The 13,888-nt window shown below is 44.9% G+C and carries 11 protein-coding genes and 2 tRNA genes; 2 read left to right on the top strand and 11 right to left on the bottom strand.

From position 1 onward, the window contains the following. Positions 1–285: 285 nt before the first annotated feature. Complete coding sequence (locus ATB74_RS22960) at positions 286–1,602, bottom strand: adenylosuccinate synthase (protein ID WP_010434108.1); 1,317 nt, start codon at positions 1,600–1,602, stop codon at positions 286–288. 172 nt (positions 1,603–1,774) lie between these two features. Here ATB74_RS22960 and ATB74_RS22955 point away from each other — a divergent pair, with 172 nt between their 5' ends. Further along, positions 1,775–1,963 carry a DUF2065 domain-containing protein gene (locus ATB74_RS22955; RefSeq protein WP_010434105.1) on the top strand — a complete coding sequence of 63 codons (189 nt, stop codon included), beginning with the start codon at positions 1,775–1,777 and terminating at the stop codon, positions 1,961–1,963. A gap of 166 nt (positions 1,964–2,129) precedes the next feature. Here ATB74_RS22955 and hflC read toward each other — a convergent pair whose 3' ends face one another. From hflC to tsaE, 8 genes are all read right to left on the bottom strand, one after another. Next, on the bottom strand, positions 2,130–3,107 hold the full coding sequence (gene hflC / locus ATB74_RS22950) for a protease modulator HflC (protein ID WP_060983118.1): 978 nt from the start codon (positions 3,105–3,107) through the stop codon (positions 2,130–2,132). Positions 3,108–3,109: 2 nt separating this feature from the next. Continuing rightward, positions 3,110–4,312 carry an FtsH protease activity modulator HflK gene (hflK, locus tag ATB74_RS22945; protein ID WP_060983119.1) on the bottom strand — a complete coding sequence of 401 codons (1,203 nt, stop codon included), beginning with the start codon at positions 4,310–4,312 and terminating at the stop codon, positions 3,110–3,112. Between the two features lie 27 nt (positions 4,313–4,339). Further along, the gene (hflX, locus tag ATB74_RS22940) at positions 4,340–5,647 is read right to left on the bottom strand and encodes a ribosome rescue GTPase HflX (protein WP_017059928.1); all 1,308 of its coding nucleotides are present in this window, start codon (positions 5,645–5,647) and stop codon (positions 4,340–4,342) included. Between the two features lie 44 nt (positions 5,648–5,691). Continuing rightward, complete coding sequence (gene hfq / locus ATB74_RS22935) at positions 5,692–5,955, bottom strand: RNA chaperone Hfq (RefSeq protein ID WP_017059927.1); 264 nt, start codon at positions 5,953–5,955, stop codon at positions 5,692–5,694. A gap of 193 nt (positions 5,956–6,148) precedes the next feature. Then, positions 6,149–7,081, bottom strand: coding sequence for a tRNA (adenosine(37)-N6)-dimethylallyltransferase MiaA (gene miaA, locus ATB74_RS22930; RefSeq protein WP_060983120.1), 933 nt, complete (start codon positions 7,079–7,081; stop codon positions 6,149–6,151). A gap of 97 nt (positions 7,082–7,178) precedes the next feature. Next, entirely contained in the window at positions 7,179–9,377 is a 2,199-nt protein-coding gene (gene mutL, locus ATB74_RS22925; RefSeq protein WP_061019826.1) for a DNA mismatch repair endonuclease MutL, read from the bottom strand. Between the two features lie 102 nt (positions 9,378–9,479). Beyond that, positions 9,480–11,195: an N-acetylmuramoyl-L-alanine amidase gene (locus tag ATB74_RS22920; protein ID WP_061019825.1), complete on the bottom strand. Its 1,716-nt coding sequence runs from the start codon at positions 11,193–11,195 to the stop codon at positions 9,480–9,482. Next, a complete protein-coding gene (tsaE, locus tag ATB74_RS22915; RefSeq protein ID WP_004735870.1) occupies positions 11,189–11,653 on the bottom strand; it encodes a tRNA (adenosine(37)-N6)-threonylcarbamoyltransferase complex ATPase subunit type 1 TsaE in 465 nt (154 codons plus the stop codon). Before tsaE ends, ATB74_RS22920 begins: the two co-directional genes overlap by 7 nt. A gap of 211 nt (positions 11,654–11,864) precedes the next feature. Between tsaE and queG the strand changes: the two genes are divergently transcribed. Continuing rightward, the gene (queG, locus tag ATB74_RS22910) at positions 11,865–13,007 is read left to right on the top strand and encodes a tRNA epoxyqueuosine(34) reductase QueG (RefSeq protein ID WP_061019824.1); all 1,143 of its coding nucleotides are present in this window, start codon (positions 11,865–11,867) and stop codon (positions 13,005–13,007) included. 633 nt (positions 13,008–13,640) lie between these two features. Here the strand turns inward: queG and ATB74_RS22905 are convergent. Further along, positions 13,641–13,716 (bottom strand) — tRNA-Gly (locus ATB74_RS22905). Between the two features lie 56 nt (positions 13,717–13,772). Continuing rightward, positions 13,773–13,849: transfer RNA gene (locus tag ATB74_RS22900), tRNA-Met, on the bottom strand. Between the last annotated feature and the right edge of the window lie 39 nt (positions 13,850–13,888).

The raw sequence follows: 13,888 nt of genomic DNA, 5'->3' as shown, positions 1-13,888 counted from the left end.
TATCTGTCGCTAAAGTTATCTATTGAGGGGTGCAGAGGATTTCTACACGCACAAAACAGGGTGAACTTCACTTTCCATGATATCTGTATCGGCAATAACCCCGACGGCTTTAGACAAAACTTGCCGCTAATGGGCAATATTTTGCCAGATGGCGTTCAAAAGATCATCACGGATGGCTTAGTTTTCAAATTACAGGCACAAAAAAGCCGACTTAATAAAGTCGGCTTTTAGAAAACTATTTCATTATCAAAGCACTGTTCATGCCTGGTAATCACTCAGCAGGCATTATGCGCCGTATGGGTGAACCTTGATGATAGTTTCGTTACGATCTGGACCAGTTGATACGATATCAATTGGAACGCCAGTTAGGTCTTCGATACGCTTGATGTAATCTAGAGCAGCTTGTGGAAGCGCGTCGATAGATTTAGCACCAAATGTGTTTTCAGACCAACCAGGCATTGTTTCGTAGATTGGCGTCGCTTCTTCGAATGACTCAGCAGCCATTGGAGAAACTTCTAGGATAGAACCATCTTTCATCTTGTAGCCAGTACAGATTTTTAGTTCTTCTAGGCCATCTAGAACGTCTAGTTTAGTTAGACACATACCAGATAGAGAGTTGATTTGGATTGCACGACGCATAGCAACAGCATCGAACCAACCAGTACGACGTAGACGACCAGTTGTTGCGCCAAACTCGTGACCAACATCACCTAGGTGTTTACCAACTGGGTCTTGCTTCTCAAGGCCATCGTATAGCTCAGTAGGGAATGGACCTGAACCAACACGAGTACAGTAAGCCTTAGTAATACCAAGGATGTAACCGATGTGACGAGGACCGAAACCAGAACCTGCAGCAACACCACCAGCAGTCGTGTTAGAAGACGTTACGTATGGATAAGTACCGTGGTCGATATCTAGTAGCGTACCTTGAGCACCTTCGAACATGATCTTGTCGCCGCGCTTACGTGCTGCGTCTAGTTCATCAGTTACGTCGATAACCATCGCAGTTAACATGTCTGCGTAGCTCATCGCTTGCTCAAGAACTTCTTCGTAGCTTACTGTTTCAGCTTTGTAGAAGTGCTCTAGTTGGAAGTTGTGGAATTCCATAACTTCTTTTAGCTTCTCAGCAAATGCTTCTTTATCGAAAAGGTCGCCAACGCGTAGACCGCGACGAGCAACTTTATCTTCGTAAGCTGGACCGATACCACGACCCGTTGTACCGATAGCTTTAGCGCCACGAGCGATTTCACGCGCGTTGTCGATTGCAATGTGGTACGGAAGAATTAGAGGACAAGCTTCAGAGATGAAAAGACGCTCACGTACTGGGATACCGCGATCTTCAAGAGGCTTCATTTCTTTTAGAAGTGCGTCAGGCGATAATACTACACCGTTACCAATAACACATTTAACGTTATTGCGTAGGATACCTGATGGAATTAAGTGAAGAACGGTTTTTTCACCGTCAATTACAAGTGTGTGACCTGCATTGTGACCGCCTTGGTAGCGAACCACGTATTTTGCATCTTCAGTTAAAAGGTCAACGATTTTACCTTTACCTTCATCACCCCATTGGGTGCCTAGAACGACTACGTTATTTCCCATCTTTCCAATTTCTGTTGCTAATTAAAAATGGATTCTAGCACTGAATCACACTTCTTGCAGTCACTTTTTGTCCATAAACGTTAACACTGTACAAAAATAAACCAGCGATAACTGAGGGCGAATGTATGAAGATACTGATATCATTACTTTTTTACAGACAAAAGGCAGAACCATGTCTCAATCAATTTGGCTCGCTATTGGGCTCGTACTTATTGTTGAAGGGCTCGGCCCCTTAATTGCACCCAATGGCTGGAGAAACATGGTCGCACAACTGAGCGAACAACCAGACACGCAACTGCGTCGCATTGGCGGCTGTCTTGTGGTGGCAGGAGCGGTTATCGCTTTCATGACCTACCGTTAGGTTTAAGTTTCTATAACTAGAACGCTATTGAGCGCCTTCCCTCGCGCCCCCAATCGTAGACCTGAAAACAATCGGTACAGTAAAAACAAAAAGGCTCCCATGATGGGAGCCTTTTTAGTTTTAACGCATTTTGCTTATTGAGCTAAGCGTTCGCTAACACATCAGCTTACTTTGCTGGAGCGCCGCTTGCTTGATTCATGTATTGGAAGAAGTCTGTCTTCGGATCCAGTACTAGAATGTCGCTCTTATCGCTAAATGATGTCTCATAAGCTTGCAGTGAGCGCATGAAGCCGTAGAACTCAGGATCTTTGCTGAACGCATCAGAGTAGATCTTCGCTGCTTCTGCATCCGCGTCACCACGAGTGATTCGAGCTGTACGGTCAGCTTCAGCAAGAACTGTTGCTACTTCTAGCTCAGCTTGAGCACGGATAACTTCAGCACGCTCACGACCTTGAGAACGGTGTCTACGAGCAACCGATTCACGTTCTGCACGCATACGGCGGTAGATAGATTCACTGATTTCGTCAGGAAGGTTAATCTTCTTCATTCGGAAATCAACAACTTCAACACCTAAATCAGCCATCGCACTTTCTGACGTTCCAGACAAAACGTTTTCCATGATCTTATCGCGTTCGCCATCAACTTCTAGGGCTTCTGCCGCCGCTACCGTTGTGACGACTTCGCTATCAGCAGAGTCTGGCAGGACATCTTTATTACGAGGGCCTGATACGATTTGTTTGATTTCACGAGAACCAATTTCAGAACGAAGAACATCTGTCACTTTACGCTCAAGAAGTGCTTCTGCCGTCATGATATTGCCGCCGCCGGTACTCAGATAAAAACGTCCAAAATCAGCAATACGCCATTTTGCGTAGGTATCAATTAGAACGTCTTTTTTCTCTGATGTTACAAAACGGTCAGAACGACCATCCATCGTTTGAATACGAGCATCAAGTACTTTTACGCGATCAAACAGTGGCAGCTTAAAGTGTAGGCCTGGTTCATAGATTCGAGATACGCCGTTATCATCGAGAACTCGACCAAAACGAATTACCATGCCACGCTCACCTTCTTGAATCACAAACAGTGACATCAATAGAAGGGCAATCGTCACAACTAATACAGGGATCATTAATTTACGCATTATTAGTATCTCCCTTGACGTGAACTGTCTGAACGAGTTTGAGTGCTAGACTTTGGATCCGCTTGTTTTTCTAATTCAATTTGATCGTAAGTTGATGGTGCTTTTGCAGGGCGAGTGCCCGACTGAGAACCACCTTGTGCGCCTAGCTTATCAATTGGTAGGTATAGCAAGTTACCGCTTGATTCAGAATCAATCAGGACTTTCGATGTGCTTGAGTACACTTTTTCCATTGTATCTAGATACATACGGTTACGTGTTACTTCAGGCGCAGCTTGGTATTCAGGTAGCAGTTTCTCGAACTGAGCTACTTGACCTAGAGCACCATTAACTGTGCGCTCTGAGTAACCCACCGCTTCTTTCTTCAAACGCTCAGCACGACCTGTTGCTTTTGGAAGAATGTCATTTCGGTATGCTTCAGCTTCACGCTCGAAACGCTCTTCATCCTCACGAGCCGCGATAGCATCATCAAATGCATCTTTCACTTGCTCTGGTGGACGTGCTGACTGGAAGTTCACGTCAACAATAAGAATACCCATATCGTAGCTATCGATAATGCGGTTTAGTGTTTCTTGAGTGCTTTGACGAATCTGCTGACGACCACTTGTTAGGATACTATCCATCAGTGAGTCACCGATTACCGCACGAAGCGCAGAATCGGTTGCTTGGCGTAAACTGTCGTCCGCATTCGTTACACGATACAAGTATTTGTATGGGTCAGAAACACGGTATTGAACACCCATTTCAACGGTCACAACGTTTTCGTCTTTAGTCAGCATGGTGCCTGACGCTCGTAAAGAACGAATCGCTTGAACGTTTACTAGTTGCTCATCTTTAATTTCATCGATGAAGCGAGGGTGCCAGTTAAGACCAGGTTCTTCGATACGGTCGAACTGACCCAGTCGAAGTACTACTGCTCTTTCTGCTTCGCCAACGGTGTAGAAACCAGCGAAGAACCAGATAGCAATAGCAATAACGGCAATGACACCAAAGCCAATTGCACCGCCACCACCAATAGATGGCCCGTTACCGTTGCCACCCTTTTTACCAAACTTGCCACCTAACTTTTGACTTAGTTTATTAAACACTTCGTCTAGATCTGGCGGTCCTTGATCTCGGCCACCGCGATTATTTTTATTACCCCAAGGGTCATTATCGCGGCCGTTATTATCGCCGTTGTTGTTATTTCCAGGCTCATTCCACGCCATTAGAAAGCTCCATCATTTGATATGACGTTATACTGTAGCAGTCTCTTTGGTAACGATAAAGTCACCTAAGAGCGCCCCTTCTCTTTTTTCAAGTTTAGACCAATCTATTTGTTGCATTCGGATATCTATCAACAAGTTACCATTTTCATCATACTCTTCTTGTTGAATACATTTCATCTCGAAGAATAAGCTGCGAATACGGCCCTGATGTTGATGTGGAATACACAACCGGAATTGAACCATCTGGCTAGCTAAACGCTCAGTTAAAGCTTCAAACAGCAGTTCAATGCCTTCTCCTTCCATTGCAGAAACCCAAACAGCGCGAGGTGCGCCCTCTTCGTCTCTTTCAATTCGAGGTTTTTGGTCTTCCATGCAGTCAATTTTGTTCATGACTACAAGGGTTGGCACTTCATGAGCATCGATTTCTTCTAATACTTCATGAACAGCCTGAATGTTCTCACGAAAACGGTCATCACTGGCATCAACAACATGTAACAAAATGTCAGCTTCCTGCGTCTCTTGTAATGTTGCCTTAAACGCAGCGACCAAGTCGTGTGGTAGATGGCGGATAAAACCTACGGTATCTGCGAGAATTGCAGGCCCGACATCTGCCAAATCAATCTTACGTAGTGTTGGGTCTAGGGTTGCAAACAGTTGGTCTGCCGCATAAACACCAGCACTTGTGATGCGATTGAAAAGTGTTGATTTCCCTGCGTTGGTGTAACCAACCAAAGAAATTGTTGGGATTTCAGCTCGATTACGAGCACGTCGTCCTTGTTCACGCTGCTTAGCGACTTTCGCTAAACGACGCAGTATTGCCTTTATACGGTCACGCAACAAACGGCGATCGGTTTCCAGCTGAGTTTCACCTGGACCACGAAGACCAATACCACCTTTCTGCCTTTCAAGGTGAGTCCAACCACGGATCAATCGAGTAGAGATATGACGAAGCTGAGCGAGCTCAACTTGTAGCTTACCTTCATGAGTTCGCGCACGTTGTGCAAAGATATCTAAGATCAAACCCGTGCGATCAATCACACGACATTTACACAATTGCTCGAGGTTTCGCTCTTGGGCAGGAGAGAGAGAGTGGTTAAAAATCACAATTTCAGCACCGGTTAGCTGAACAGCTTGTGCGATTTCTAGGGCTTTACCTTCTCCAACGTAGTATTTAGGGAGTGGGGATTGTCGGCTACCAGTAATCACTTGTAGCGTTTCTACCCCCGCAGAGGAGACCAGCATTTCACATTCGCTTAGGTCTTCCCATTCTCCCTCTTGCGTGAAGTTGATATGAACAAGTACGGCTCGCTCGCCGGATTCATAACGGTCAAACAAGCAACCAACTCCTTATTACAGCGCAAGCTGTATCAATTAAACGATTAATCTTCAGTCTTCTCTGGACGATCAGATGGCGTGCGTTGCTCGCCGCTGTGGTGACTAACTGCGCGAGCAGGTACCACAGTAGAAATCGCATGCTTGTAAACCATTTGGTTTACTGTGTTCTTCAATAAGATCACGAATTGATCGAAAGACTCGATCTGACCTTGCAGCTTAATGCCGTTAACAAGATAGATAGAGACTGGAATGCGCTCACGACGGAGTGCATTTAGGAATGGGTCTTGTAGCGATTGCCCCTTAGCCATTTTATTTTCCTTATTTGTATTTTGTTGTAATTATTTAGCTAGTGGTGCACAAAAAGGTGCGGCCTTTGCATCTGAGCTAAATGAATAAAAAAACTCCGTTGTTATTGAAAGGCTGTGATTTTTTAAAAGCCTCAATAACGGATCCTTTCCAGAGTATATTCACGCAAAAGCGATCACATTATACACAGCAATACTAATCAGATGCTATTGCATCTGAAAGAGTTTCTAACGCTTGATCAATGTTTTCGCTATCTAACCAAGTTAAATCATCCCAACTGCGCAACCAGGTGATTTGTCGCTTGGCCAACTGACGGGTTGCACAGACACCACGGAAAACCGCTTCGTCTAAATCACAATTACCGTCTAAATAATCCCACATCTGCCTATAACCAACGCATCGGATCGATGGCAGTTCAGGGTGAAGATCTTCTCTGGCGTACAACGCCTTCATTTCCTCTTCAAATCCCGCTTCTATCATCTTCTCGAAACGCAGCTCAATGCGGCGATGGAGTTCTTTCCTTTCCTTGGGAGCTATTGCAAATTGTTTTACACGAAATGGCAGGCTATCGCCTTTCGTTTGAGTTAGCTCTGTTAATGTTTTACCCGAAATTCGGTAAACTTCCAATGCCCTTGAAAGCCTTTGTGGATCATTTGGGTGTATTCTTTCAGCGGATACGGGATCAATCTCTCTTAATTGATCGTGCAATGCCTGCCAACCTTGTTCGATAGATTCCGCTTCAATCTGCTTACGAATCTCTTGATCCGCTGCTGGTAATGGCGATAAACCTTCCAACAATGCTTTGTAGTAAAGCATTGTGCCACCAACAAGTAGCGGAATTTTGCCTTCCGCTACAATCTTATTCATTTCATTGATCGCATCACGACGAAAATCTGCCGCAGAATACGCTTCGCTTGGATCCAAAATATCAATCAAGCGATGAGGCGCGAGCGCAAGCTCTTCCGCATCCGGTTTAGCGGTACCAATATCCATGTCTTTGTAGATCAATGCCGAATCGACGCTGATGATCTCTACAGGGTATTTCTGACGTAAGCGGATAGCTAAATCTGTTTTTCCTGATGCCGTTGGGCCCATTAAAAACAACGCTAAAGGTAATTTTTCAGTCATGATATTTTGTATTTGCTTCTCTGTTTTAGCGCTTTTTAGCAAAGGGCTTTGTGTCGCGACGTATTCAGCTAAAAAGACAAATGTCGTCGCGAAAAAGTTAAACCGTAAACGCAGCTATAGTCGCTGAAAAGTCGATAGGATTAACAAACTCTGGATCATCTAATGGAAGTAGACCATGCCAAAGTTGTTCAAGTTCCCCAACTAGTTGAACCGCTTCAGATAAAGTGTAGTCGCTTTTTACTTGTGCCGTTTGAATCCCGATCCAGTTGACCAATGATGGCAACAGGTCGCTGGAAACATTAGCCGAGCGATTATCAACAATCTGAGCGTTTAATGAAGCCGCGTAAGATAACAGATCTGGGATCAAAATTTGTAAGTTTTGCTGCCTTAAAGGAGAAGGCACGCCCATCACCATTACCGCCTCACTGTTTCGCGCCTTAAGCTCAATCCCCAGTAATGCCAGTGTTTGGCTCAGCGTCTTCGCAACTTCGACAAGTTCACTGCCCAGCTTAATCGATAAGGGCACCAATAGTGGTTGGCTTTTTAACGCGCCACCTCGAGTATCAAGCTGACCAACAACACGCAACAATTCAGCCTTAGCCAAAGAAACCAACACACTGCCGTTCTTATTACCCATCACCAGATACTGACGTTCCACAATCGAGACTGCTTTGCCCAAGTCCGTTACAGGTGCTCTTGGTTTTAAATAAACAGAGTTCTGTTGGGCAGGCTTAGCTTCTCTATTTTCTTTATTTTCTAAGTTGTCTCTGGTTTCTACTGGTGCCACCGGCTCTCGACAAGATGATGGCTGTACCGCGCGATCATCAAAATCTGGCGTTTTAAGAAGCTCTTTATAAGCTTTCACTTCTCGCTTAGATGGAGCAGGTTCGGCGTGATGCTGGTGTGGCTCTTTCTCTTTTTTCGGAGCTGGTCGAGACTCTATCCACTCTTGGCGAGACGAGCCTGTAAAACTGGCTTCGCGATCCGACGAGCCTCCGCTAGGCGATGAACTTCGGTTAGCTGGTGAGCTGTAACGCTGCCCACCATCATTAACGCTGTGTTGAGGCTTATCAAAAGCGTGCTCTGATTCTGCTTTTCTCGGGTAGGCTGGCGTTTGCTCAATGGCATGTCGCACCCTATCTGAAACCTTTGTTTCATCCGAACTGCTAGGCATTACGCTTTCTGGCTCAGCGAAACTTGCAACACCATCAACTGCAGAGCTCGTACTATCTTGCTGATGATGAATCACTTCTGATTGATGAAAAGCTGACTGATTGATTGGCGCAGCATCAATCTGCTTGCTCTGTGCTAAACCATCACTCAATGCTTGGTAAATAAAGTCATGCACAAGACGCGCTTGATGAAAACGCACTTCATGTTTAGCAGGATGAACATTCACGTCGACTTGATGTGGGTCGAGTTCAATGAACAACACATACGTCGCGAATTGGTCTGGGCGCAGACTGGTTTCATAGCTCTGACGAATCGCGTGATTGATCAGCTTGTCGCGCATCATACGGCCATTCACATAGCAGTATTGCAAATCGCTTTGCTGTCTTGCCCCTTCGGGCGTGGTGATCCAGCCATGAAGTTTTAAGCCTTGATGCTCAAGCTCGATCTTAAGCATATGGCGCACAAAAGGATTGCCACATACCGCAGCGATGCGCTTTTCTGCTTGAACTTGTGTTTTAGCGGCTCGGTACTGACGAATCATTTTGCCGTTATGACGAAGGTTGATCGTCACATCAAAGCGACTCAATGCAATACGTTTAAGCAACTCATCAATATGCGTGAATTCGGTTTTCTCGGTGCGTAAGAACTTACGACGTGCTGGCGTATTGAAGAACAGATCCAACACCTCAACCGAGGTACCAATTGGATGCGCTGCAGGCTGCAGTTTCACCTGCATATCACGGCCTTCACTGTGTGCCGCCCAAGCTTGATCTTGAGTAGCAGGGCGTGAAGTCATGGTTAAACGCGCCACTGAACTGATACTCGCTAGCGCTTCACCACGGAAACCTAGGCTGACGATCGCCTCAAGGTCATCAAGAGTATGGATTTTAGAGGTAGCGTGGCGACTTAGTGCGAGAGCCAGTTCATCTTTGACGATGCCCTTACCATTATCACGAACGCGGATCATCTTGGCGCCACCTTTCTCGATATCAATATCGATACGAGTGGCACCCGAATCCAAACTGTTCTCAACCAGCTCTTTTACAACAGAGGCTGGCCTTTCTACCACTTCACCCGCTGCGATTTGGTTCGCTAACCGAGCTGGCAGTATTTTGATCGTCATATTTATAGCTACCTTACTGCCATTGATGGAAACGCTGTTACGTTTGCACTAGTTCTTATTTTTTAACATTGATATACCAGAAGCCGCTTAGTATTCCGAAGACTACTTGTGAGGAATAATCAACACTTGGCCGATAGCTAGGCTGTCAGATCTTAGCTTATTCGCTTGGCGAATGCTGTTGACGCTCACGCCGTATTTCGAAGCTATCTTGCCAAGGTAATCACCTCTTGCAACTTTGTGCTTGCGCAGAGGGACATCTTTCACTTCAACTGTAATACGTAACTTTTGGCCTACTCTCACAGTCTCTGATTTCAAGCGGTTCTCACGTTTGATATCTGCAACTCGCACTTTGTAACGGCTGGCTATCTTGCCTAGATACTCTCCGGACTTAACCGTGTGGGTTATGGTCTTGGTTTTCACTGCGCTGCTTGATGATGAACTTGAAGCGCTGTCTGGAATCTTAAGCACTTGACCGATCGCTAGGCTGCTCGATTTCAGATTGTTGAGTTTCATCAAGGTCTGCGTCGACGTGCCATATTTACTCGCAATCACCGATAAAGACTCGCCACGAGACACTTTATGTTGGCTAACACCACCCGTTGATGACGTTGCATTAGACAAGATAATCCCTTCAGGTGGGTTAGCCTTCAAATACTTAACGACCGCTTTAGTCACTGCTCGTGCCAATTTATCTTGGTGCGAACGTTGGAAAAGAAGCTTCTCTTCCGTCGGATTCGAAATAAAGCCAGTCTCTACCAGTACCGATGGGATCTGTGGTGAACGTAATACCGCCAAACTGGTATTGATTGGTTTACTGTTATGAAGCTTCGCAACCTTACCCATTTCAGACAGAATCGCCGTTGCCAGTTTGTAGCCCTCTTTTTGAGAGTGACTAAACTGCAGATCCAATAAGGTTTGGTTTACGTTCTTATCATCAATATTGCCAGTAAAAGCAGCACCGCTACCACCCAGCAGCTCTGACTGTTTCTCTTTGTTCTCAATCCAGCGTGAGATCTCGGTATTCGCACGTCGAGTATTCAGCACAAACACCGAGCCACCTCTTGGTTGAGGAGTGGTAAAGGCATCGGCGTGAATAGAGATCAACAGGTGAGCTTCATTCTCTCGAGCAATCGCAACACGTCGGTTCAGGTTCACAAAGTAGTCAGCATTACGCGTTAAACGCGTTTTGATTCCCGGTACGGCATTTAATTGTGCAGCCAGCTTACGGGAGATACTCAGAGTCGCATTCTTCTCATATTTACGAGATGGACCAATTGAGCCAGGATCTTCACCACCGTGGCCAGGGTCAATCACGATCAAAATGTCTTTCTGACGTTTAACCTGGTTAATGTTCTTACTTACCGTTGGCTTACTCGGCTTCGATGTCGCTTTACTTGCCGCACCATGAGGTAAGTCGATCACCAAACGATGTCCATACTGACCACCCGGAGTCGGGCTCAGTTTGAACAACTCTGCTTTAGACGACTTCTTTAACTCAAAAACCAAGCGATAGGTGTTTTTGTCTGGCGGTGAACTCTTACGAATCTTAGATAGAACAGGGCTATCTTTCACCACGACCGGTAGCTTAGTTGCAAGGTTGGTATTTTTTAAATCGACCACTAAACGACTCGGGCTACTCAGTGTGAAATAGCTAAAGTCCGCTTCTGATTTTAAGTCGATAACCACACGCGTTTCTTCTGGAGAAGGCCAAACCCTTAAACTTTTCAGTGAGTTTGCAGAAACAAGTGAAGAAAACAGTATAGAAAAAACAGCAGCCATCATGGCCACTGCCGAAATAAGGCGTTTAGAAATCAACATAACTCCAACTGACTAAGTAAGCGCTGTCCGTATTCACTATTAGCGGTTAAAGAAACAATACGGTGATCGTCTTGGTAACGAATATCAATATCCAAATCAGCTTCTGGTAGCATCCCATAACCTTTCTCAGGCCATTCAACCAAACAGATAGCATCTGGAGTAAAGTAGTCACGAATTCCCATGAACTCTAACTCTTCAGGATCGGCTAGGCGATAAAGGTCAAAGTGGTACACCTGCCAATCTGCAAGTTGATAAGGTTCAACTAGAGTATACGTTGGGCTCTTTACATTTCCTTGATGGCCAAGTGCTTTTACAAAGCCACGACTGAAGGTCGTTTTACCTGCGCCAAGATCACCATGCAGATAAATAGTCGTCTGCTGTGAGCAAAGATTAGAAAGCTCCGTTCCTAATTGAATCGTTGCTTGTTCATCTTTCAAAGTAAATTGTTTCGTGCTCATGAATACGTTCTCTAAAAATCGATCGTTGACTATATAAAAATCAAAAGAACAAGAATAGTAAACCGTGATGCTTTTGGGAGACAAGCACTCAAGTGTAAGTTCTATGAAAAATACTGCTCAAAACACGTCTGTTCTGGTCAACACCACTAAGATCCGTTAAGATCCGCCCCCATTTTTGCCTAACCGAATTTTAATCGATAAGTATGAAGCCATGAATCTAGACCATCTTGCTGAAAAAATTAAAATTTGGGGAAAAGAGTTAGGCTTTCAAAAAGTTGGCATCTGCGATGTTGATTTAAGTGAACACGAAGCCCCTCTTCAAGCATGGCTAGATGCGGGTCACCACGGCGAAATGGATTGGATGGCTCGACATGGGATGATGCGTGCACGTCCTGATGAACTTCACCCAGGCACAATTCGAGTGATCAGCGCTCGAATGAATTACCTACCACCAGAAGCTCAGTTTGCCTCTAACCTAAGCGATACCACTCAAGGCTACATCAGCCGTTATTCTTTAGGCCGCGACTATCACAAATTGTTCCGTAACCAGTTGAAAAAGCTGGGACAAAGAATTGAAAAAGAGGTCGAAGGTTTAGACTCACGCCCTTTCGTCGATTCAGCGCCTATTTTGGAAAGACCGCTCGCTCAAAAAGCAGGGTTGGGCTGGACAGGTAAACACTCATTAATTCTTGATAAAGACGCTGGCTCATGGTTCTTTCTAGGGGAGCTGTTAGTTAACATCCCTCTTCCAGTCGATGAACCCAGTGTCGATGAGTGTGGTAAATGCACCGCATGTATCACTTCTTGCCCAACAGGTGCCATTATTGATGATGGCGTGGTGGATGCGCGCAAATGTATTTCGTACTTAACCATTGAATATGATGGTGTGATCCCTGAAGAGTATAGAGAAGCGATTGGTAACCGTATCTACGGCTGCGACGATTGCCAGTTAGTTTGCCCATGGAACCGTCATGCCGAACTCACAGAACAAACCGACTTTCACCGCAGAGAAGACTTCCAAGAGGCTGATCTGGTTTCACTTTCAAGTTGGGACGAAGCGACCTTCCTAAAGAAAATGGAAGGCTCCGCAATAAGACGTATCGGACACACCCAGTGGTTGCGCAATATCTTTGTTGCTATGGGCAACGCGCCATTTCAACAATGCATTGTTGAAACCCTGGAGTCTCATCAAGGCAAAAACGAAATGCTAGATGTGCATATTGAGTGGGCTTTAGAAAAACAACTACAGCAATTACCTAGTGCCATTGAGGTACCAAAAGGTAACAGTAAAGTCGTGACTAAAAAGCACCGACTAATACGTATTGTAGAAAAAGGACTACCAAGAGACGCTTAACGCTTTATATACCAATGTATGGCAAGCGAGCCCCCACTAACAGTCCAATATTTAAGACAACTCGTTGCACATAATTTTAGAACAATGTTTGACCTTGTTCTCAATTCTAGCAATGTGGAAAAAATTCAGAACTCTCGTAAACTTCCGACACTCGCACAAAGTTAAACACAGTACCGATAAATGATTAAGATCAAAAAACAACAAGTTAACGATCTTTTATCAAATCCAAGATAGGCATCCAACTTGATAAAAAACAACAAGTTACGATCGCCGCAATTCATCTAATATATTGAAAACAAGAAAGATCTTTTAGGGATAGGTAAAGAATTAAGCCTGAAATAACTTTATCAACCAAGTTATCCACACCTAACATTTTGTGGATAAGTCTGTTTATAGATGTGAAAAACCTCAAGTATCTGCTTCAGAGACCTGATGTTTACTAGCATTCCAGTTGCTAAGAAAAATTTAAGACAAAAAAAATATCCACCATGATGGAGGATTATTTGCTTTTTGGGGGGATTATGCTTCGCAGCATTAAAGAAAGAGCGTGACCTTTAAGGTCGTCTTTAAACTCTGTGATCTAAAGAAAAACACGGTGGTTTAAAGAGTCTTAATAGCTTTTTAGAAGAAAGCTGGAGCGATACATCGGGTTCGAACCGATGACCTCAACCTTGGCAAGGTTGCGCTCTACCAACTGAGCTAGTATCGCATTAGTTAATCGCTGCTCTTACCGCCTTGGGCAACAGATAGCGCTTAACTGTAATGTGGTTGCGGGAGCCGGATTTGAACCGACGACCTTCGGGTTATGAGCCCGACGAGCTACCAAACTGCTCCATCCCGCGTCCGGATGCATTGTTTAAGACAATGAGACTAAACCATTT

The sequence above is a fragment of the Vibrio splendidus genome, assembly GCF_001557875.1.
GTDB classification, from domain to species: domain Bacteria; phylum Pseudomonadota; class Gammaproteobacteria; order Enterobacterales; family Vibrionaceae; genus Vibrio; species Vibrio splendidus_F.
The sequence above is the reverse complement of the archived record's forward strand: the minus strand, read 5'-3'. Positions and strand labels throughout refer to the sequence as shown.